Raw genomic sequence first — 22,414 nt, forward strand, 5'->3', positions numbered from 1 at the left:
CGGTTTGTCAGGTAGACCGAGGTGATGCTATCGCTGGCAAGCCAGCTCCCACAGGTATTGCATTGCAGTCAGCCGGACGGGTTTAGACGCCCAGGTAATCCAGGATCCCTTCGGCGGCATTACGGCCTTCGAAGATCGCTGTCACCACCAGGTCAGAACCGCGAACCATGTCGCCACCGGCGAAGATTTTCGGGTTGCTGGTCTGGTGCTTGTACTGGCCTTGTTCCGGGGCTACGACACGGCCCTGGCTGTCGGTCTGGATGCTGAACTGTTCGAACCACGGCGCCGGGCTTGGACGGAAACCGAACGCGATGACCACGGCGTCGGCCGGGATGATCTCTTCGGATCCCGGGATCGGCTCAGGGCTGCGACGGCCACGGGCGTCCGGTTCGCCGAGACGAGTCTCGACCACCTTCACGCCTTCGACTTTGTCCTCGCCAACGATGGCGATCGGCTGGCGGTTATAGAGGAATTTCACGCCTTCTTCCTTGGCGTTCTTCACCTCTTTACGCGAGCCCGGCATGTTCGCTTCGTCACGACGATAAGCACAGGTCACCGACTTGGCGCCCTGGCGGATCGAAGTACGGTTGCAGTCCATCGCCGTGTCGCCGCCGCCGAGAACCACGACCTTCTTGCCCTTCATGTCGACGAAATCTTCCGGCGACTTTTCAAAGCCCAGGTTGCGGTTGACGTTGGCGATCAGGAAGTCCAGCGCGTCGTACACGCCCGGCAGGTCTTCACCGGCAAAGCCGCCCTTCATGTAGGTGTAGGTGCCCATGCCCATGAACACGGCATCGTATTCTTCGAGCAGTTGCTCCATGGTCACGTCCGTGCCCACCTCGGTGTTGAGGCGGAACTGGATGCCCATGCCGCTGAAGACTTCGCGACGATTGCTCAGCACGGTCTTTTCCAGCTTGAACTCGGGGATGCCGAAGGTCAGCAGACCACCGATTTCCGGGTTCTTGTCGAACACCACCGGGGTCACGCCGCCACGCACCAGCACGTCGGCACAGCCCAGGCCCGCCGGGCCCGCGCCGATGATCGCGACGCGTTTGCCGGTCGGCTTGACCTTGGACATGTCCGGGCGCCAGCCCATGGCGAACGCGGTGTCAGTGATGTACTTCTCCACCGAACCGATGGTCACCGCGCCGAAGCCGTCGTTGAGGGTGCAGGCACCCTCGCACAGACGATCCTGCGGACACACTCGGCCGCAGACTTCCGGCAGGGTGTTGGTCTGGTGCGACAGTTCGGCGGCTTGGAGGATGTTGCCCTCGGCCACCAGCTTCAGCCAGTTGGGAATGAAGTTGTGCACCGGGCACTTCCATTCGCAGTACGGGTTACCGCAACCCAGGCAGCGGTGGGCCTGGTCGGCCGACTGCTGGGGTTTGAACGGTTCGTAGATTTCCACGAACTCTTTCTTGCGTTGACGCAACAGTTTCTTCTTCGGATCCTTGCGCCCGACCTCGATGAACTGGAAGTCATTATTCAGACGTTCAGCCATTTTAAAACCTCATCAAACTCTTCAGGCGCATATCACTGCGGGTTGGCACGGGTGCTGGAAAGCAACGATTTCAGGGTGGCAGCCTTGGGCTTGACCAACCAGAAACGGCGCAGGTAATCATCGAGGTTTTCGGCGAGGTTACGACCCCACTCGCTGTCGGTTTCCTCGACGTACTCATTCAGCACGCGTTGCAAATGGCTACGGTAGGCTTCCATCGCCTCGCCGCTGATCCGCTGGATTTCCACCAGTTCGTGGTTGACCCGGTCAACGAAGGTGTTGTCCTGGTCGAGCACGTAGGCGAAACCGCCAGTCATGCCTGAGCCGAAGTTGTAACCGGTCTTGCCCAGGACGCAGACGAAACCACCGGTCATGTACTCGCAGCAGTGATCGCCAGTGCCTTCCACCACGGTGTGGGCACCGGAGTTACGTACGGCGAAACGCTCGCCCGCGGTGCCGGCGGCGAACAGCTTGCCACCGGTAGCGCCGTACAGGCAGGTGTTGCCGATGATGGCACTGTCCTGAGTCTTGTAGACGCTGCCCTTCGGCGGAACGATGACCAGCTTGCCGCCGGTCATGCCCTTGCCGACGTAGTCGTTGGCGTCGCCTTCCAGGTACATGTTCAGGCCGCCGGCGTTCCACACGCCGAAGCTCTGCCCGGCAGTGCCCTTGAAGCGGAAGGTGACCGGCGCATTCGCCATGCCCTGGTTGCCGTGCTTACGGGCGATTTCACCGGAGATCCGCGCACCGATGGAACGGTCGCAGTTGCAGATGTCCAAGGCGAAATCGGCGCCGCTCAGGTCATTGATTGCCGAGGTGGCCATGTCGACCATTTTCTCAGCCAGCAGGCCTTTGTCGAACGGCGGGTTGCGTTCCACGCCGCAGAACTGCGGCTTGTCCGCCGGCACGTGGTCGCTGCCCAGCAATGGAGTCAGGTCCAGGTGATGCTGCTTGGCGGTCTGCCCTTCGAGGATTTCCAGCAGATCGGTACGGCCGATCAGCTCTTCGAGGGAGCGCACGCCCAGCTTGGCCAGCCACTCACGGGTTTCTTCTGCGACGTAGGTGAAGAAGTTCACCACCATGTCGACGGTACCGATGTAGTGATCCTTGCGCAGCTTCTCGTTCTGGGTCGCAACGCCGGTGGCGCAGTTGTTCAGGTGGCAGATGCGCAGGTATTTGCAGCCCAGGGCGATCATTGGCGCGGTGCCGAAGCCGAAGCTTTCAGCGCCGAGGATCGCAGCCTTGATGACGTCGAGGCCGGTTTTCAGGCCGCCGTCGGTTTGTACCCGGACTTTTCCGCGCAAGTCGTTGCCACGAAGGGTCTGGTGAGTTTCGGCCAGGCCGAGTTCCCACGGAGCGCCCGCGTATTTGATCGAGGTCAGCGGCGATGCACCGGTGCCGCCGTCGTAGCCGGAAATGGTGATCAAGTCCGCGTAGGCCTTGGCCACACCAGCAGCGATGGTGCCGACGCCCGCTTCTGCTACCAGCTTCACCGAGACCAGCGCCTTCGGGTTGACTTGTTTCAGGTCGAAAATCAGCTGCGACAAGTCTTCGATCGAGTAGATATCGTGGTGCGGCGGCGGCGAAATCAGGGTCACACCCGGCACTGCGTAACGCAGCTTGGCGATCAGACCATTCACTTTACCGCCCGGCAGTTGACCACCTTCGCCGGGCTTGGCGCCCTGGGCGACCTTGATCTGCAGCACTTCGGCGTTGACCAGGTATTCCGGAGTCACACCGAAACGGCCAGTCGCGACCTGCTTGATTTTCGAGCTCTTGATGGTGCCGTAGCGCGCCGGGTCTTCACCGCCTTCGCCGGAGTTGGAACGCGCACCGAGGCGGTTCATGGCTTCGGCCAGGGCTTCGTGAGCTTCCGGCGACAGGGCGCCCAGGGAGATACCGGCGGAGTCGAAGCGCTTGAGCACCGATTCCAGCGGTTCGATCTCGCTGATGTCCAATGGAGTGTCGAGGGTTTTGACTTTCAGCAGGTCGCGGATCATCGACACCGGGCGGTTATCCACCAGCGACGTGTATTCCTTGAACTTGCTGTAGTCGCCCTGCTGCACGGCGGCTTGCAGGGTGTTGACCACGTCCGGGTTGTACGCGTGATATTCGCCACCGTGGACGAATTTCAGCAAACCACCTTGCTGGATCGGCTTGCGCGGGCTCCAGGCTTCGGTGGCCAGGGCTTTCTGCTCGGCTTCGATGTCGACGAAACGCGCACCCTTGATACGGCTTGGCACGCCACGGAAGCTCAGGTTGCAGACTTCCTCGGACAGGCCGATCGCTTCGAACAGTTGTGCTCCGCGATAGGAGGTGATGGTCGAGATGCCCATCTTCGACAGGATCTTGAGCAAGCCTTTGGTGATGCCTTTACGGTAGTTCTTGAACACCTCGTAGAGGTCGCCCAGCACTTCACCGGTGCGGATCAGGTCGCCCAGCACTTCATAGGCCAGGAACGGATAAACGGCAGAAGCGCCGAATCCGATCAACACGGCGAAGTGGTGCGGATCGCGAGCGGTCGCGGTTTCCACCAGGATGTTGGAGTCGCAACGCAAGCCTTTTTCGGTCAGACGGTGATGCACCGCGCCGGTAGCCAGGGAAGCGTGGATCGGTAATTTACCCGGGGCGATGTGACGGTCACTCAGCACAACCTGGGTACGACCGGCGCGCACGGCTTCTTCAGCCTGATCGGCAACGTTGCGGATCGCCGCTTCGAGGCCGACGCTTTCGTCGTAGTTGAGGTCGATGATCGCGCGCTCGAAACCCGGACGATCGAGGTTCATCAGCGAACGCCACTTGGCCGGGGAAATGACCGGCGAGCTGAGGATCACGCGCGAAGCGTGTTCCGGCGACTCCTGGAAGATGTTGCGCTCGGCACCGAGGCAGATTTCCAGCGACATGACGATGGCTTCACGCAGCGGGTCGATCGGCGGGTTGGTGACCTGCGCGAACTGCTGGCGGAAATAGTCGTACGGCGTACGCACGCGCTGGGACAGCACGGCCATCGGCGTATCGTCGCCCATCGAACCCACGGCTTCGTAGCCTTGTTCGCCGAGCGGACGCAGCACCTGATCGCGCTCTTCGAACGTGACCTGGTACATCTTCATGTATTGCTTGAGCTGATCGACGTCGTAGAACGCCGAACCGTGGTCGTTATCTTCCATGGTCGCCTGGATGCGCAGAGCGTTCTTGCGCAGCCATTGCTTGTACGGATGACGGGACTTCAGACGGTTGTCGATGGCATCGGTGTCGAGGATCTGCCCGGTTTCGGTGTCCACGGCGAAGATCTGGCCCGGGCCAACGCGGCCCTTGGCGATCACGTCTTCAGGCTGGTAGTTCCAGACACCGATTTCGGAAGCCAGGGTGATGAAACCGTTGGCGGTGGTTACCCAACGCGCCGGACGCAGACCGTTACGGTCGAGCAGGCACACCGCGTAGCGACCGTCGGTCATTACCACGCCGGCCGGGCCGTCCCACGGTTCCATGTGCATCGAGTTGTATTCGTAGAACGCACGCAGGTCCGGGTCCATGGTTTCGACGTTCTGCCACGCTGGCGGAATGATCATCCGCACGCCACGGAACAGGTCGATGCCACCGGTGACCATCAGCTCCAGCATGTTGTCCATGCTGGAGGAGTCGGAACCGACGCGGTTGACCAGCGGGCCGAGCTCTTCGAGATCGGGCATCAGGTCGTTGGCGAACTTGGTGCGACGGGCCACGGCCCAGTTGCGGTTACCGGTGATGGTGTTGATCTCGCCGTTGTGCGCCAGGAAGCGGAACGGTTGAGCCAGCGGCCATTTCGGCAGGGTGTTGGTGGAGAAGCGCTGGTGGAACACGCAGATCGCGGTTTGCAGGCGCTCGTCGCTCAGGTCTGGATAGAAGGCGGTCAAATCCGCCGGCATCATCAGGCCTTTATAAATGATGGTCTTGTGGGAAAAGCTGCAGATGTAGTGATCGACGTCGGCGGCGTTGGCCACGGACGAGCGACGACGGGAGCTGAACAGCTTGATCGCCATGTCCTGATCGCTCAGGCCTTCACCACCGATGAACACTTGTTCGATCTGCGGCAGACGCTCAAGGGCCAGGCGGCCGAGGACGCTGGTGTCGATCGGCACTTTGCGCCAGCCGACCAGTTGCAGGCCGGCGGCCAGGATCTCGCGGTTCATGTTCTCGCGAGCGGCTTCGGCTTTGACCGGGTCCTGGTTGAAGAAGACCATGCCCACGGCATATTGCTTGGGCAATGCGACGCCGAAGGTTTCCTGGGCGATGGCTCGCAGGAATACGTCCGGCTTTTGAATCAGCAGACCGCAACCGTCACCGGTCTTGCCGTCGGCATTAATCCCACCGCGGTGGGTCATGCAGGTCAGGGCCTCGATGGCCGTTTGCAAAAGGGTATGACTGGGTTCGCCCTGCATATGGGCTATCAGGCCGAAACCGCAGTTATCCTTGAATTCATCTGGTTGGTACAGACCTGCTTTCATAGACACTTTCTCACCAGGCTGCCTCTTAACGAGGCAAATTTCTTTTCAATTCAACCACTTGCCATCCGCGCCGAACGTACGCCAGCTTTGCGGGAGCAAAAGGGAGGTCATTGTACACACCGACACTTGGCCTCACAAATTTGACGACGAAATGTCGCAAATCTATGTCGCATTTGTGAAAGGTTTAAAGCGATCTGCTGTGCTAGTCAAAACTTTTTTAATTCTGACTGCAACGTCTCAAAGACTACTGTGACGCAGACACCACAAGGCACGCGGCCTGTAGAGGCGGCATGCGCTTGTAGAAATTTTGAGGTGCCGGGAGAGGCGGCCTGGGTAAGGCCGCCGAATCTTCAGCGAGCTGTGGCGAGTTCCTGTTGGACACTGGCGACAGAACGTGGCCAAGGTTTACCAGCCTGAACCTTCGCTGGCAAGGCCTTGATGGCGGAAACAGCTGCATCACGGTTGGTGAAACTGCCGTAGGTGATGACGTAAAGCGGTTTGCCGTTCAGCACTTTCTTGAAGTAACGGTACTCGCCGCCCTGCTCCTTGACGAAGTTTTGCGCGGTCGCTTCGGAGCTGGTGCCGAGGATCTGCACCACGTAGTTACCCGGAGCCTGACCGGCGTACCAGGTGCCGCCAGCAGCCTTGGCTGTGGTGGCCGGTTTCTCGGCAGGCTTGGCAGCAGCGGCAACGGCCGGTTTGGCTGGCGCCGGGGCAGGCTTGGCGGCAGGCGCTGGAACCGGTGCAGGCTTCGCGGTGGCGACCTGAGTCGGCGCAGGCGTCGGTTTGGCCGCTGGCGTTGGTGCAGGACCAGCCGGGACACCTGCGGGCGGTGCGGTGGTAGTAACGGTCGGCGGTGTTTCACTGGAACCTTCCAGCGGCACGCCATCGTCACCTTCGGTGATGCCACCGGCCGCTTCAGCCAGAGGACCGCGCATTACCGGCTGCGAATTACCGACCAACGGCAACGGCATCGGCTGCGTGTTGCCGGCGAACTCGACGGCCGGTGCGCCGCCATTGGCTGTTGGTTGCCCCTGACCCAGTGGCAGTTGTGCTTGTTCGTTGGCCGGAGCACCGGTGGTCGGCGCTTTGCTGCGACCCGGCATTAACCAGGCGGCGGCTACCGCGACCACGACGACGGCGGAAATCGCCAATACGTGTTTCTTCGGCATATTGAACCCCATACTTGGACGCTTGACCGCTGAGCGGCTGGCAATCATGGCTTCGATCATTGCATCGCGAGCAACCTGGTTGATATTGCCAGGCCAACCCTCGGAGCTTTCGTGAATATCAGAGATCTGATCCGCGGTGAAAAGTTCGATACCCCGGCCTGCGCCTTCAAGACGCTGGTCCAGATATTCGCGGGTCTCTTCCTCGGTGTACGGCTGCAATTCGATGACGTGGAAGCGCTCTTCCTCAAGCTGCAAAGCCTCAAGCTGAGCGATCAGCGACGATTCGCCAAACAGGAACACATGCGGGCGACCTTCCGGGGCACCGGCGCCCAGCGCCATCAGGGCTTCGAGCGCTGACTCGTCGAGTTGCTCGGCATCATCCACCAGCAAATAGACTTCCTGACCGGTAAGCGCCAGTTGCACCACCTGCGCCAGAATCGCGTCGACCTCGGGCTGGGCAACGTCCAGCGCCTGGGCGACCTGGCGCAGCACGCCAGCCGCATCGCCGGCACCACGGGCAGAAACCACCACGCTCTGCACCGATTGTTTATTGGTGCTGGCCACCAGTGCCTGACGCAGCAGGGTCTTGCCACTGCCATGCGGGCCAGTAACCACCAGCAACAACTGGCTGTAACGCGCCAGATGGTGCAGCTGCCCCAGCACGGGTTTGCGCTGGGCCGGGAAAAACTTGAAGCCAGGAACCCGCGGAGCAAAAGGGTCATGATTCAACTGGTAATGGCCGAGGAAAGCCTCGTCGGCATGCAAACTAGTCATCGCGTTCTTATTAACCTTTAAGCTGAGCCAGGGCGCGGTAATCCGCTCCCAGCGTGGCCTGTAGAACCTCTTTCGGATAATCGTCGGTCACCACCGCTTCGCCCATGTGGCGCAGCAGCACCAGGCGCAAACGACCGTCGATCACTTTTTTATCAATTGCCATGTGTTCGAGGAAATCGGCTTCGGTCATCTCTTCCGGCGGGATGACCGGCAGGCCTGCGCGCTGGAACAGGCGAATGCCGCGATCGCGTTCCTGTTCGCTGATCCAGCCCAGGCGCGCGGACATTTCCAGAGCCATTACGGTGCCGGCAGCGACCGCTTCGCCATGCAGCCAGACACCGTAGCCCATATGGGTTTCGATGGCGTGACCAAACGTGTGGCCCAGGTTGAGGGTGGCACGCACACCGGTCTCTTTTTCGTCGGCGCCGACCACCGCAGCCTTGGCCGCGCAGGAACGTTCGATGGCGTAGGTCAGGGCTTGCTGGTCCAGATTACGCAGGCGGTCAACGTTGTCTTCGAGCCAGGTCAGGAACGGCTCATCGCAAATCAAACCGTACTTGATGACTTCAGCCAGGCCGGCAGACAGCTCGCGGGCCGGCAGAGTTTTGAGGGAAGCGGTGTCGATCAGCACCACGTTCGGCTGATAGAAAGCGCCGACCATGTTCTTGCCCATCGGGTGATTGATGCCGGTCTTGCCGCCCACCGACGAGTCGACTTGCGACAGCAACGTGGTCGGGACCTGTATGAAATCAACGCCACGCTGGTAGCAGGCGGCCGCAAAACCGGCCATGTCACCGATCACGCCGCCACCGAGGGCGATCACTGTCGTGCGACGGTCATGCCGTGCGGTCAGCAGACCATCGAAGATCAGTTGCAGGGTTTCCCAGGTCTTGAAGGCTTCACCGTCGGGCAGCACCACGGAAATCACCGAGAACTGCGCGAGGCTGCGGGTCAGACGTTCGAGATAGAGCGGCGCAACGGTTTCGTTGGAGATGATCGCCACTTGCCGTCCGCGAATATGCGGGGCCAGCAGCTCAGGCTGATCCAACAAACCTTCGCCAATGTGAATCGGGTAGCTGCGCTCGCCTAGATCGACCTTGAGTGTCTGCATGTGTCCCCACAATGAAGATGGAATCAGGCATCGTGCCTTGAATTAATCAATGTCCACGGCGTCTGCCGGTGTGACGCCGTTCGGTAGCCGTTCGCCACAACCTTGAGCGGTCGTGGCAGGACGCCGAGGATAGCGCATTTCGTGCGGCGCTTTAACGCGGCGGCAGCTGCTGCAAGCGTTCGAGGATATCAAGCACGACCATCCGCGGCGGCCGCTCATCGGTTTCCACCACCAGATCGGCGATTTCCCGATAAAGCGGATCACGGATCGCCAGCAGATCCCGAAGGGTCTTGGCCGGATCAGCGGTACGCAACAAGGGGCGATTGCGGTCGCGGGAGGTGCGACCGACCTGCTGCTCCACAGAAGCATGCAGATAAACCACCCGCCCACCGGCGTGCAGCGCCCGACGATTGGCTTCGCGCATGACTGCACCGCCGCCGGTCGCCAGCACCACGCCGTCGTAATCGCACAGTTCGGCAATCATTGCCTGCTCGCGATCACGAAAGCCCGGTTCGCCTTCCTTGTCGAAGATCCATGGGATATTGGCGCCCGTGCGTAATTCAATTTCCTTGTCGGAATCTTTGAATGGCAAGCGCAGCTCTTTGGCCAGCAACCGGCCGATGGTGCTTTTTCCAGCGCCCATCGGTCCTACAAGAATCAAATTTCGCACAGAATCAACGACTCACAGCAATCGCCTGGTTATTCATGATACGCGGAGTGAGAAACACCAACAGCTCGGATTTTTTCTCCGAAACCACGTCACGCCGGAAAAGGCGGCCAAGATACGGCACATCGCCAAGAAATGGCACCTTATCTACAACCTTGCTTTGAGTATTTGAGAAAACACCACCAATGACGATGGTCTCGCCATCGTTGACCAGGACCTTGGCGTTGACCTCGTTTTTCTTGATCGGCGGCACATCCTGGACCTTGTTCAGGTAGTCCGGTTCGTCCTTGGTGACCTTGACCTCCATGATGATCCGGTTGTCCGGGGTGATTTGCGGCGTCACTTCCAGCGACAGCGAGGCTTCCTTGAACGACACCGAAGTCGCGCCACTGGAGCTGGCTTCCTGATAGGGAATCTCGGTGCCCTTGAGGATTTTCGCGGTTTCCTTGTCGGACGTAACCACTTTGGGTTGCGAGACGATTTCGCCGTTGCCGGTTTTCTCCATGGCCGTCAGTTCAAGGTCGAGCAAGACGTTATCGGTGATGAACGCGATGCCGATTCCGGAGGTGTTGTTGACAGCCCCCAAGTCGACGAACGGCGAATTGGTGCTGGTGCTTCCCGGCGTGCCAATAGTCGACGACGCGTTCGCACCATTGCTGACACCTGAAGTATTCCAGTTGCCCTTATTCTGGATCGAACCGCCCCAGCGCACGCCCAGGCTCTTGTCGTAATCAACGTTGGCTTCGACGATCCGTGCCTCGATCATCACCTGCCGTACCGGGATATCCAGCTGCGCCACGATCCGACGCAATTCGTCGAGCCGGTCCTGAGTCTGGTAGGCAATGATGTTGTTGGTACGCTCATCGACGGTGATCGAACCCCGTTCGTCGATTTTCGCCTCGGCGCTGGTCACCGACTGGAACAGCTTGGCGATATCGGCTGCCTTGGCATAGTTGACTTGCAGTAGCTCACGGCGCAGAGGCGCAAGCTCGGCGATCTGCTTCTGCGACTCCAGTTCCTGGCGCTCCCGGGCAGCGATTTCATCCGCCGGCGCCACCAGCAGGACGTTACCGATCTTGCGCTTGTCCAGGCCCTTGGTTTTCAGCACCAGATCCAGCGCCTGATCCCACGGCACATTTTGCAAACGCAGGGTAATGCCGCCCTGCACCGTGTCGCTGGCGACCAGATTGAGGTTGGTGAAGTCGGCGATCAGTTGCAGCACCGAGCGCACATCGATGTCCTGGAAATTCAACGAGAGTTTTTCGCCGCTGTAGGCGTAGCGGTCAGCATTGCGCTTTTGCAGGTCGTCGGCAGTCATCGGGCGGATGCTGACGGTCAGTTTGTTGTCGGTCTGGTAGGTCGAATAGTCGAAGGCACCGCTGGGCTCGATGGTGATGGTAGCCCTGTCGCCTGTAGCGCTGGCATTGACGAACTGCACGGGCGTGGCGAAATCCTTGACGTCCAGGCGCACACGCAACGGCTCGGGCAGCCGGGTTCTGGCGAAACCGAGAATGATCTTGCCGTCGCGCTCCTGAATGTCTGGCGCGATGGACGGATCCGACAGGTCGATCACCACATTGCCTTCACCCTGGGTGCCGCGCTGGAAATCTACCGCGCGAATGGCCTTGGCCATTGGCGCAACGGCGCGCGCCGGGGCCGGGGTGACAACAGCGGCCGGCCTCGGTGCCGGTTTTTTGCCTCCCTGCCCGACCACCACAAACAGGCTGTTGCCTTCGATCCGGGTGTCATACGGGGTCAATTGAGTGAGGTTGATGATCAGCCGTGTTCGGTCCTTGGCTTCCACCACCGTTGCGCTGCGGGCATTGCCGCCGCCCAGATCGCGGGTCTTGCTCGCCAGCTGACTGACGACACCGGGCAAGTCCAGCGCAATCCGCGCAGGCGATTCGGTGGTGTACCCGTGAGGCGCCGGGGGCGGCTCATCGAACGCCAACTTCAACTCGACGCGGTCGCCCGGCAGCGCTGCGACATCCAGCGCCTTGAGGTTGGCCGCTTGTACCATCGGCGACAGCAGCGCTATCCATAGCGACACTCCGAGGGTGGAGAAAATCCTGTTCATTTTTCGAGTTCCACTATGAGTGTTCTTTCAAAGGGAGGGTCCGCGGCCGTTCCAGCCAGGCACCTTCGCCATCCGGGACGATTTCCACCACATCGACTTGCGAGGCGTTGATGGCGACGATCCGCCCATCGTTGCGCCCCAGGTAATCGCCGACTTTCAGCCGATGCACACCGCCAGCGCCGCGCAACAGCGCGAAGGAGCCTGATGCATTGGAGATCGTGCCGACCATTTCAAACTGCTCGATATTGAAACCCTCGAGGTACTGCTTGACCCGATTGGGGTCAGGTTTGACATTGCGCGAACCATGCCTCTGCCCGGTCAGGTCGACTCTGACCTGTGGCGAAAACGGACTGCGCAGGTTGGCGGCGCTGTAGGTGAATGTCGGGTAAGACCGAAATGTCGGCGTTGGTTCAATCTTGCCCGGCGCCCGCAGGCGCATTTCGTTTATGTAGGCATCCAGATCGCTGACATCATCGCCGCCGTAACAACCGGTCAGGACCACCAGCAACACCGCTATGGAAAAACCACGAACAAGGCTCATTGATGCAGCCCCTTGTCGTTGTAGCGGTAGGTCTTGGCCAGGATGCTCATGCGCAACTTTGTCCCGCCGTCAGGATTGACCGGCGCCAGGTCAAAATCATGCAGGGTGACGATGCGCGGCAGTCCGGCCACGCCGCTGACGAAAGTCGCCAGGTCGTGATAGGCACCGGTGACGGTGATCTGGATCGGCAATTCGATGTAGAACGGCTGGGTGACCTCGGGTAACAATTTGATTTCTTCAAACTCCAGGCCGCTGCCCAGGCCGGTGCGGGTGATGTCTTCGAGCAGACCGGGGACTTCGGTATCACTGGGCAGTTGCCGCAGCAGCACGCCAAAGGAGTTCTCCATTTCCTTCATTTGCTGGGTGTACAACTCCAGGTTCGCCGCCATATGAGCCTTGGTGGCGAACTGTTCTTTGAGCGTCGTTTCTTCCTCGCGTTTGAGGTCAAGCTGACTCCCAAGCTCACTCGTGGAAAAGCTGTAACCGAGCGCGAGCACCAGCATCATGACCAGCACGCTCACCAACACCTTGATCGCCGGCGGCCAGGAACCGATGTTGCTGGTATCCAGTTCGTTGATATCGATCTTGCGCAGCCCTTCGAACCAGGCGGACGGACTCATTTCCCATCCTCCACGGCGGCGGGCTGAGTCTGACGAACGGTCAGCTGAAAGACGTTGGCCTGATCCAGTTGGCCGGCGGTGGTCGCCTTGACCTCCGTCAGGCTCGGCGCATCGAACCAGTCCGACGCATCGAGGTTGCGCATCAGGTCGGAAACACGGTTGTTGGATTCCGCCGCGCCAGTGATGGACAAGGTCTTGCCATCCATTTTCACTTCCGTGAAATACACACCGTCGGGCAGGGTCCGGGCCAATTGATCAAAAATTCGCCCGCTGATCGGCCGGTTGCCTTGCAGGTCCTGGATGATGCGCATGCGCTCGACCAATTGCTGGCGGCGGGCCTTGAGATCGCTGATCTGCTTGATCCGCTCGTCGACCACGACAATCTGCTTGCCGATGTAATCGTTGCGCGCCACCTGCCGGTCGATGGCACTGTTGATCGCCTGATTGGCGATCAATACAGCCCCTGCCGACCCCACGAGCACGCCAGCCAGAATCAATAAAAAGCGTTTGCGGCGTTGTTCGCGCAGCTCTTCGCGCCAAGGTAAAAGATTGATCCGCGCCATCAGTCGAAACTCCTGAGGGCCAGCCCGCAGGCGATCATCATGGCTGGTGCGTCGCTGCCTAACGCCGCGGCGTTGACCTTGCTGCTCAGCGTCATCTCGGCAAACGGATTGGCCACCTGCGTCGGCGTACCCAATTGCTGCTCGATCAAGCGATCCAGACCGGGAACAGACGCAGTGCCGCCGGCCAGCAAAATGTGATCGACCGAGTGGTACTGACCGGAAGCGAAGAAAAACTGCAGCGAACGCGAGACCTGCTGCACCAAGGCCTCGCGAAATGGCTGCAACACTTCACTGACGTAATCGTCAGGCAAACCGCCCTGCTTCTTCGCCAACCCCGCCTGCTCGACGGTCATCCCGTATCGCCGCTGAATCTCTTCGGTCAATTGGCGACCGCCGAACAATTGTTCGCGGGTATAGATGATCCGCCCGTTCAGCAGCACGCTCAGGGTGGTCATGGTCGCGCCGATGTCGACCACTGCCACCAGACGCTCCCGGGAGCTGGCCAATTGATTCGTCAGCAGGCCGAACGATCGCTCCAGGGCATAAGCCTCGACATCGACGACACGAGCGGTCAGGCCGGCCAGTGCCAGGGCCGCTTCGCGTACCTCGACGTTTTCCTTGCGACAGGCCGCGAGCAGCACATTCACCCGCTCGGGGTTGCGCGCTGACGCGCCCTGTACTTCGAAGTCGATGGCGACCTCGTCCAACGGATAAGGAATGTACTGATCGGCCTCGACCTTCAGCTGGCTTTCCATTTCGTCGTCGGAAAGACCGGCATCCATCTCGATGGTCTTGGTGATCACCGCCGAGCCGGCCACGGCCACGGCGACGTTCTTGAGGCTGGTTCTGGCCTTGATCAGTACACGAGAAAGGGCTTGGCCCACGCCTTCGAGCTCGGCGATGTTTTTCTCGATCACCGCGCTGGCAGGCAGCGGCTCGACCGCGTAGGCCTCGACCCGATAGCGGTCGCCCTGGCGGCTCAGCTCTAGGAGCTTCACCGAAGTGGAGCTGATGTCGATCCCTAAAAGCGTATTGGCTTTTTTATTGAAGAGTCCTGGCACTAGCAATTCCCTATGACTATCCGTGAGTTACGGACTCTGTAATGTGTGTTGCGTTCCCTCCGCCCGTCTTGACAGCAGCCGCCAATGACGCCTGCGCCGGAAAAATGCTTATAATGCCCAGCGTTTTTTTCCGCTTATTCTCAAGCGCGGGTCGTTCGCCTTTAGCCTGAACCCTGATGCGTAATTCATTCTTTGCCCTGGATATCCAAAAGCCTTGATTCGTCTGCTGAAATTTTTCGGTTGGTCCATCGTCGCGGTTTTCTGCGGACTGCTTTTGGGTCTGAGCGGGGCGTTTCTTTACCTTAGCCCCGGATTGCCGTCCGTGGAGGCGCTGCGAAGCATCCAGTTGCAGATTCCATTGCGGGTCTACAGCAGCGATAACAAGTTGATCGCAGAATTCGGCGAAATGCGCCGCACACCGATCCGTTTCGCCGACATTCCCCCCAATTTCATTAATGCGTTACTAAGTGCTGAAGACGATAACTTCGCCAACCACTATGGCGTCGATCCCAGCAGCCTGATGCGGGCCGCCACCCAATTGGTCAAAAGCGGCCACATCCAGTCCGGCGGCAGCACCATCACCATGCAGGTGGCGAAGAACTTCTTCCTGACCAGCGAACGCAGCTTCTCGCGCAAAACCACAGAAATCCTCCTGGCATTGCAGATCGAACGGCAGCTGACCAAGGACGAAATCCTTGAGCTGTACGTCAACAAGATCTACCTGGGCAACCGTGCCTACGGCATCGAGGCGGCGGCGCAGGTCTATTACGGCAAGTCGATTCGTGACGTCAGCCTGGCGCAAATGGCGATGATCGCCGGTCTGCCAAAGGCCCCGTCGCGCTTCAACCCGTTGGCCAACCCGGCCCGCAGCAAGGAACGTCGCGACTGGATCCTGGGGCGCATGTACAAGCTCGGCAAAATCACCGAAGCCGATTACACCACCGCGATCAACGAGCCGCTGAACGCCAGCTATCACGTGCCGACCCCGGAAGTGAACGCGCCTTACATCGCCGAAATGGCCCGTGCCGAAATGGTCGGTCGCTATGGCAGCGACGCGTACACCGAAGGTTTCCGCGTCACCACCACGGTGCCGAGCAACCTTCAGGAAATGGCCAATACCGCCGTCCATGAAGGCTTGATGACTTACGATCAGCGTCACGGCTATCGCGGTCCCGAGTCGCGCCTGCCGGGCAAGACCCGTGAAGCGTGGACCACCGAACTGACCAAGCAGCGCACCATCAGCAGCCTTGAGCCGGCCATCGTCACCCAGGTCGACAAGACCGGCCTGCAAGTGCTGACCCGCACCGGACAGGAACACGTCAACTGGGACACCATGAAATGGGCCCGCCCGTTCCTGAACACCAACAGCATGGGCGCCAATCCGAAGCAGCCTTCGGACGTGGCACAGGTCGGCGATCTGATCCGCGTGCAACGCCAGCCGGACAATTCGCTGAAGTTCAGCCAGATCCCGCAAGCCCAGGGCGCGCTGGTTTCCCTCGACCCACAAAATGGCGCGATCCGCTCGCTGGTCGGTGGTTTTGCCTTCGAGCAGAGCAACTACAACCGCGCGTTGCAGGCCAAGCGCCAGCCGGGCTCGAGCTTCAAACCGTTCGTCTACGCCGCCGCGCTGGATAACGGCTACACCGCTGCCAGCCTGGTCAACGATGCACCGATCGTGTTCGTCGACGAGTACCTGGACAAGGTCTGGCGTCCGAAGAACGACACCAACACATTCCTCGGCCCGATCCGTCTACGTGAGGCGCTGTACAAGTCGCGCAACCTGGTGTCGATCCGCTTGTTGCAGGCGATGGGCGTTGGCAAAACCATCGACTACATCACCCGCTTCGGCTTCAACAAGCAGGATCTGCCACCCAACCTGTCCCTCGCGCTGGGCACCGCAACCCTGACGCCAATGGAAATCGCTACCGGCTGGAGCACCTTCGCCAACGGCGGCTACAAGATCACCCCATACATCATCGACAAGGTCGAAAGCCGCAATGGCGACACGCTGTTCGTCGCCAATCCGCCGAGCGTTCCAAAAGGCGGGACAGCCACCGATGGTATCGCCGCGCCAGTCGCCGAGGCCTTTACGGTCAACGCAACACCGGCCGATGCACTGACCGCCCAACCGACGCCGCAGGCACCCGCGGTGGCTGAACGCATCGTTGATGGCCGTACGACTTACATCCTCAACAGCATGCTCGAGGACGTGATCAAACTCGGTACCGGTCGTCGTGCCTTGGCCCTCGGCCGTAGCGACATTGCCGGCAAGACCGGCACCACCAACGAATCCAAGGACGCCTGGTTCTCCGGTTACAACGCCGATTACGTGACCACGGTCTGGACCGGTTTTGACCAGCCTGAAAGCCTCGGCCGCAAGGAATTCGGCGGCACCGTCGCGCTGCCGATCTGGATGAACTACATGGGCGCCGCCCTCAAGGACCTGCCGCCTCACACGCAGCCAGAGCCTGAAGGCATCCTGAGCCTGCGCGTCGACCCGATCAGTGGCCGTGCGGCCTCCCCGAGCACGCCAGGGGCTTACTTCGAACTGTTCAAGGCCGAAGATACGCCACCGTCGGTGAATGAACTGGGCAACGGCAATGCGCCAGGCAGCCCGCTGCCGGCAGATGAAGCGGCGCCGATCGATTTGTTCTGATCCTGACCTGCCAAAAAAGCCCTGCATTCGTGAGAAGTGCGGGGCTTTTTTACATCTGACAGTTGTGCAGTGACTGAACCGGCCTCTTCGCTGGCAAGCCACACACACAGTTGACCGCATTCCCCTGTGGGAGCTGGCTTCCCAGCGATGGGCCCCCTTCAAGGCAACCCAAAACCCTCAGGCACAAAAAAGCCCCGACTCATTACGAGCCGGGGCTTTCGGTTGAAGCGCTACAACGACTTAGCCGTTGAACACGTCATCCACGCTTTTCAGCGGGTAGTTCTTCGGATACGGCAGGGTCGCCACACCAGTCTCGATGGCGGCTTTGGCCACAGCGTCGGAGATCAGGGTGATCAGACGGGCATCCATTGGCTTCGGAATGATGTACTCACGACCGAATTCCAGCTTGATGCCGCCGTAGGCGTCGCACACTTCCTGAGGAACCGGCAGCTTGGCCAGTTCGCGCAGGGCGTTGGCCGCAGCCACTTTCATTTCTTCGTTGATGCGCTTGGCGCGAACGTCCAGGGCACCACGGAAGATGAACGGGAAGCCCAGTACGTTGTTCACCTGGTTCGGGTAGTCCGAACGGCCGGTGGCCATGATCACGTCGTTACGGGTGGCGTGGGCCAGTTCCGGGGAGATTTCCGGATCAGGGTTGGAGCACGCGAACACGATCGGGTTAGGCGCCATCGACAGCAGGCCTTCAGCGCTCAGCAGGTTCGGGCCGGACAGGCCGACGAACACGTCAGCACCTTGCAGTGCGTCAGCCAGGGTGCGCTTGTCGGTCGCGTGAGCGAAGACAGCCTTGTACTGGTTCAGGTCGTCACGGCCGGAGTGGATCACGCCGGTACGGTCGATCATGTAGATGTTTTCGATGTTGGCGCCCATGCTCACCAGCAATTTCATGCAGGAGATGGCGGCAGCACCGGCGCCCAGGCAGACGATCTTGGCTTCCGGCAAGGTTTTGCCGGCGATTTCCAGGGCGTTGATCATGCCGGCCGCGGTCACGATAGCGGTGCCGTGCTGGTCATCGTGGAATACCGGAATGTCGCACTGCTCGATCAGAGCGCGTTCGATCTCAAAGCACTCAGGTGCCTTGATGTCTTCCAGGTTGATGCCACCGAAAGTGATGGAGATGCGCTTGACGGTGTCGATGAAGGCTTGCGGGCTTTCGGAGTCGACTTCGATGTCGAAAACATCGATGCCGGCGAAGCGCTTGAACAGCACGCCTTTACCTTCCATCACTGGCTTGGAGGCCAATGGGCCGAGGTTACCCAGGCCGAGAATCGCGGTGCCATCGGAAATGACTGCAACCAGGTTGCCCTTGCCGGTGTATTTGTAGGCCAGTTCAGGATCGCGGGCGATTTCGCGTACTGGTTCGGCTACGCCGGGGCTGTAGGCCAGCGACAGGTCGCGGGCGGTAGCGGTGGCCTTGGTGAGCTCGACACTCAGCTTCCCTGGACGAGGATTGGCGTGATATTCGAGAGCGGCAGTTTTCAGATCAGACATTTTGGCATTCCGCTTTTACTGTTGGACAGACTGGTCAGCGAGGATACGCGCCTCGCAAAATCCCCACAAGACTGACCGGTCACCCCTGTCAAGCGCCCGGCCTTACGACTTTGGGCCAAGAGCCGCGGAACACAAGGGATGGACTGTTCACAATCGCCAGAAAAAATGTCTACAATTTTTTATCACTGCATCACTTGCAGCATCGCCGGATCCGTCAGCGGCAACATCCAGCGCGCCTGACCATCCTTGAGCCCGCCGCGGCGTGAACGATCCAGCACCCAGCCACGCGCCTCGATTTGCCTGCCTTTGAGCTTTTCAAGTGCGGAACCATCGAAACGGGCCAGCAAATTGGGTGCAACGCGCAATACAACCGAATCCTGCAATTCGATCCAAACCCCGCCACGATTACGCTGAACCTTGCTCACACGACCGCTGAGCACAGCAAAACCGGACGCGCTGATCTGATCCGCTTTCAGTACAGGTGACTGTCGCCATACGCCGAGCCCGGCCTGGCGGGCACTGCGTTCCGCCGCTTGCTGACAGTCGACCAAATCGACATTCGGAGGAACCGCCACCAGAAAACCGAGACCTTCGGCGAGCATTTGCGCTTCGAGATTGGCACCGTCGGCGCTGTAGACATGGGCCAGGGTTCGGCCGTAATGGTCTTTGCTTTCTTTTCCGGGCAGCAAACCGACCCGCCCGTCGCTCGCCGAAACCAACGCTTCAAGGCGTTTGCGCGCGGCCACGGCGAACGGCTCGTCGGAGCGGCCTTTCTTGCCCAGCTCCGGCGTGTTCAAGCCGATCATGCGCACGCTGCGACCGTCGTTCAGGCGAAGTGTGTCGCCATCGACTACCCGCTGCACCGCAACCGGTGTCAGGCCACCCGGCGCCGGGCAGAAAGCCTGGGCTGCGGAGAGCCAAATCGCAGACACAAAAAAGGCGCCCACAAGGGACGCCTTTTTCATCAGCATGGAAAAGCCCACCGGGCCCTTCAACCTTACTCTGCAGCAGCAGGAGCTTTGGTTTTGCCGAAAGCACCGAAACGGTCGGCGAAGCGCTGAACGCGGCCGCCAGTGTCCAGAGTCTTTTGCTTACCGGTGTAGAACGGGTGGCATTCGTTGCAAACGTCGATCGCCAGGGCTTTGCCGAAGGTCGAACGGGTTTCGAACTTGTTGCCGCAGCTGCAGGTAACAGCAACTGCTGGGTATTCTGGATGGATATCAGCTTTCATGGTGTCTTCCTCAGGCTAGCGTGCCGCCACCCAACACTATTGTTGAATACCGCACGTAATTAGGCCGCGGATTCTACCAGACAATGCCAATCACGCAAGCTGTCCCTCAAACCGGTCGTCTGCTAGGCTCGCGGCCTGCTACTTCACCCCTTCATTGAGAAAACGCGTGCCCGACGCCATTCTGCGCCTCGCCCTGCCATCGCCGCTGCGCCGCCTGTTCGATTACCGCGCACCGGCCGGCGTCCTGCGCGCGCAAATGCATCCCGGCATGCGCCTGCGGGTGCCGTTCGGGCGTCGGGAGATGATCGGGATTCTGGTGGAAGTCACCGACACCAGCGAAGTCCCCGCCGAAAAACTCAAGCCGGCGCTGGCCCTGCTCGACGCCACACCACCGTTGCCACCCGCGCTGTTCAAGCTGTGTCTGTGGACTTCCCAGTATTACCAGCACAGCCTCGGCGACACCTTGAGCTGGGCGTTGCCGGTGCTGCTGCGTCAGGGCGAGCTGGCCGAACCACGCCAGGAACGCTTCTGGTCTGCTGCGCCAGGCGCGAGCCTCGATGACCCGCGCATTGCTCGCGCCCCGCGCCAGCGTGAAGCCCTGGCGACACTGGCGCAGCATCCCCACGGCGTGGCCCATCAGCTGCTGAGCAAATTGATGCTGAGCAAGGATAGCCTCGATTTGCTGCTGGCCAAGGATCTGGTGCAGGTCGAGGTCCGCAAGCACGCCCCCGGCGCCCGGCACGAACACTGGCTGGCGCAGCCGGAGCTGCCGCTCAACCCGGAACAGCGTGCAGCGTATGAAGCGATCCGCGCCGGGTTCGACAGTTATCACGCGTTCCTGCTGGCCGGCGTCACCGGCAGCGGCAAGACCGAAGTGTATTTGCAGTTGATCCGCGAAACCCTGGAGGCCGGCAAGCAAGCGCTGGTGCTGATCCCGGAAATCAACCTCGGCCCGCAAACACTGGCGCGTTTCGAGCAGCGCTTCAATGCGCGCATCGCGCTGATCCACTCAGCGGTCAACGATCGCGAACGCCTCGAAGCGTGGCTCGCTGCTCGAGACGGCGAGGCCGACATCATTATCGGCACCCGTTCGGCGCTGTTCACGCCGATGAAAAACCCGGGGCTGATCATCATCGATGAAGAGCACGACGGCTCGTATAAACAGCAGGAAGGTTTGCGTTACCACGCTCGCGACCTGGCATTGGTGCGAGCACGGCAGGAAAACATCCCGATTGTGCTTGGCTCCGCCACGCCTTCACTGGAAAGCCTGCACAACGCCTACACCGGTCGCTATGGCCTCCTACGCCTGAATGAGCGCGCTGGCGGCGCCAAGCAACCGCGCTTCCTGCGTCTGGACGTGAAAAGTCGCCCGCTGGACAGCGGCATTTCCGGGCCGATGCAACAGGCCATCGGCCAGACACTCGCCGCCGGCCAGCAAGTGCTGGTGTTCCTCAATCGCAGAGGCTTCGCGCCGACGCTGCTTTGCCACGACTGCGGCTGGATGTCCGAATGCCAGCGCTGCGATGCGCGCATGACCGTGCACCAGCGCTATGGCGAATTGCGCTGCCACCATTGCGGTTATGTCGAACGCGTCCCGCGCCAGTGCCCGAAGTGCAACAAGGTCGATTTGCGTCCGGTGGGCGCCGGCACCGAACGGGCCGAAGAGCGCCTGAAGATCCTGTTCCCGGACTATCCGGTGCTGCGGGTCGACCGCGATAGCACCTCGCGCAAAGACGCGATGAACCAGTTGTTCGCGACCATTCAAAAGGGTCAGCCGTGCATTTTGATCGGCACCCAGATGCTTGCCAAAGGGCACCACTTTCCGCGAGTCACGCTGGTGTCGATTCTCGACGCCGACGGCGGGCTGTTCTCCGGCGACTTCCGCGCCAGCGAGCGCATGGCGCAGCTGATCGTCCAGGTCGCGGGCCGCGCTGGCCGGGCCGAAGAGCCGGGCAAAGTGATCATCCAGACACACCTGGCCGACCATCCGCTGCTGGTGCAATTGACCGAGCAAGGCTACTTCGCCTTCGCCGAACAGGCCTTGAGCGAGCGTCGCGCGGCTGGCCTGCCGCCGTTTGCACATCTGGCGTTGCTGCGCGCTGAAGCGCATAAGCCGGGACAGGCCGAAGGCTTTCTTGATGAGGCTTGCAGCGAGGCTGAGCGCTTGCTGGCCGAGCAGAACCTGAGCGGGATTGAACTGCTGGGGCCGGTGCCGGCGCCGATGGAGCGTCGCGCCGGGCGTTATCGCGCGCAACTGTTGTTGCAGGCTACGGCGCGGGCGCCGTTGCATCGCTTGCTGGCGAGCTGGTTGCTGGTGCTGGAGCAGATGCCGAGTGGGCGGGCGGTGCGTTGGTCTCTGGATGTTGATCCGGTCGATTTGTATTAACCGAGAGATCGCCGTTGAATGTGCAGGAGCAAGGCTTGCCCGCGATAGCGATCTCAAGGGCGCC

General features: G+C 60.6%; 15 protein-coding genes. 2 read left to right on the forward strand and 13 right to left on the reverse strand.

Features of this window, described 5'->3' with window-relative positions:
- Window positions 1–82 precede the first annotated feature (82 nt).
- The 10 genes from ACW9JC_RS18990 to ACW9JC_RS19035 form a co-directional block, all read right to left on the reverse strand.
- The gene (locus ACW9JC_RS18990) at window positions 83–1,501 is read right to left on the reverse strand and encodes an FAD-dependent oxidoreductase (protein WP_457456798.1); all 1,419 of its coding nucleotides are present in this window, start codon (window positions 1,499–1,501) and stop codon (window positions 83–85) included.
- A 32-nt stretch (window positions 1,502–1,533) separates the two neighbouring features.
- A complete protein-coding gene (gene gltB, locus ACW9JC_RS18995) occupies window positions 1,534–5,982 on the reverse strand; it encodes a glutamate synthase large subunit (RefSeq protein WP_457456800.1) in 4,449 nt (1,482 codons plus the stop codon).
- A 350-nt stretch (window positions 5,983–6,332) separates the two neighbouring features.
- Window positions 6,333–7,928, reverse strand: a complete 1,596-nt coding sequence (locus tag ACW9JC_RS19000) for an AAA family ATPase (protein ID WP_457456802.1) — start codon at window positions 7,926–7,928, stop codon at window positions 6,333–6,335.
- A gap of 10 nt (window positions 7,929–7,938) precedes the next feature.
- Window positions 7,939–9,039, reverse strand: coding sequence for a 3-dehydroquinate synthase (gene aroB / locus ACW9JC_RS19005; RefSeq protein WP_457456804.1), 1,101 nt, complete (start codon window positions 9,037–9,039; stop codon window positions 7,939–7,941).
- Between the two features lie 151 nt (window positions 9,040–9,190).
- Window positions 9,191–9,709, reverse strand: coding sequence for a shikimate kinase AroK (aroK, locus tag ACW9JC_RS19010; protein ID WP_056725695.1), 519 nt, complete (start codon window positions 9,707–9,709; stop codon window positions 9,191–9,193).
- Window positions 9,710–9,713: 4 nt separating this feature from the next.
- On the reverse strand, window positions 9,714–11,783 hold the full coding sequence (gene pilQ / locus ACW9JC_RS19015; protein ID WP_457456806.1) for a type IV pilus secretin PilQ: 2,070 nt from the start codon (window positions 11,781–11,783) through the stop codon (window positions 9,714–9,716).
- A 13-nt stretch (window positions 11,784–11,796) separates the two neighbouring features.
- Entirely contained in the window at window positions 11,797–12,324 is a 528-nt protein-coding gene (locus ACW9JC_RS19020) for a pilus assembly protein PilP (RefSeq protein WP_457456808.1), read from the reverse strand.
- A complete protein-coding gene (pilO, locus tag ACW9JC_RS19025) occupies window positions 12,321–12,944 on the reverse strand; it encodes a type 4a pilus biogenesis protein PilO (protein ID WP_457456810.1) in 624 nt (207 codons plus the stop codon). The genes ACW9JC_RS19020 and pilO overlap by 4 nt, the downstream gene beginning before the upstream one ends.
- Window positions 12,941–13,507 carry a PilN domain-containing protein gene (locus ACW9JC_RS19030; protein ID WP_338584306.1) on the reverse strand — a complete coding sequence of 189 codons (567 nt, stop codon included), beginning with the start codon at window positions 13,505–13,507 and terminating at the stop codon, window positions 12,941–12,943. The genes pilO and ACW9JC_RS19030 overlap by 4 nt, the downstream gene beginning before the upstream one ends.
- Window positions 13,507–14,568: a pilus assembly protein PilM gene (locus tag ACW9JC_RS19035; RefSeq protein WP_457456812.1), complete on the reverse strand. Its 1,062-nt coding sequence runs from the start codon at window positions 14,566–14,568 to the stop codon at window positions 13,507–13,509. The genes ACW9JC_RS19030 and ACW9JC_RS19035 overlap by 1 nt, the downstream gene beginning before the upstream one ends.
- Window positions 14,569–14,785: 217 nt before the next feature.
- On the opposite strand from ACW9JC_RS19035, the gene ACW9JC_RS19040 reads away from it, so the two are divergent.
- Window positions 14,786–17,224 carry a penicillin-binding protein 1A gene (locus ACW9JC_RS19040; protein WP_457456820.1) on the forward strand — a complete coding sequence of 813 codons (2,439 nt, stop codon included), beginning with the start codon at window positions 14,786–14,788 and terminating at the stop codon, window positions 17,222–17,224.
- Window positions 17,225–17,464: 240 nt separating this feature from the next.
- On the opposite strand, the gene ACW9JC_RS19045 is transcribed toward ACW9JC_RS19040, so the two are convergent.
- The 3 genes from ACW9JC_RS19045 to rpmE form a co-directional block, all read right to left on the reverse strand.
- Window positions 17,465–18,733, reverse strand: coding sequence for a malic enzyme-like NAD(P)-binding protein (locus tag ACW9JC_RS19045; RefSeq protein WP_217872650.1), 1,269 nt, complete (start codon window positions 18,731–18,733; stop codon window positions 17,465–17,467).
- 182 nt (window positions 18,734–18,915) lie between these two features.
- Complete coding sequence (locus ACW9JC_RS19050; protein WP_457456815.1) at window positions 18,916–19,704, reverse strand: thermonuclease family protein; 789 nt, start codon at window positions 19,702–19,704, stop codon at window positions 18,916–18,918.
- 26 nt (window positions 19,705–19,730) lie between these two features.
- Window positions 19,731–19,964, reverse strand: coding sequence for a 50S ribosomal protein L31 (gene rpmE, locus ACW9JC_RS19055; RefSeq protein ID WP_128606293.1), 234 nt, complete (start codon window positions 19,962–19,964; stop codon window positions 19,731–19,733).
- 166 nt (window positions 19,965–20,130) lie between these two features.
- Here rpmE and ACW9JC_RS19060 point away from each other — a divergent pair, with 166 nt between their 5' ends.
- Window positions 20,131–22,350: a primosomal protein N' gene (locus ACW9JC_RS19060; protein ID WP_457456818.1), complete on the forward strand. Its 2,220-nt coding sequence runs from the start codon at window positions 20,131–20,133 to the stop codon at window positions 22,348–22,350.
- Window positions 22,351–22,414 lie beyond the last annotated feature (64 nt).

This window comes from Pseudomonas sp. SDO5591_S426 (assembly GCF_054070755.1).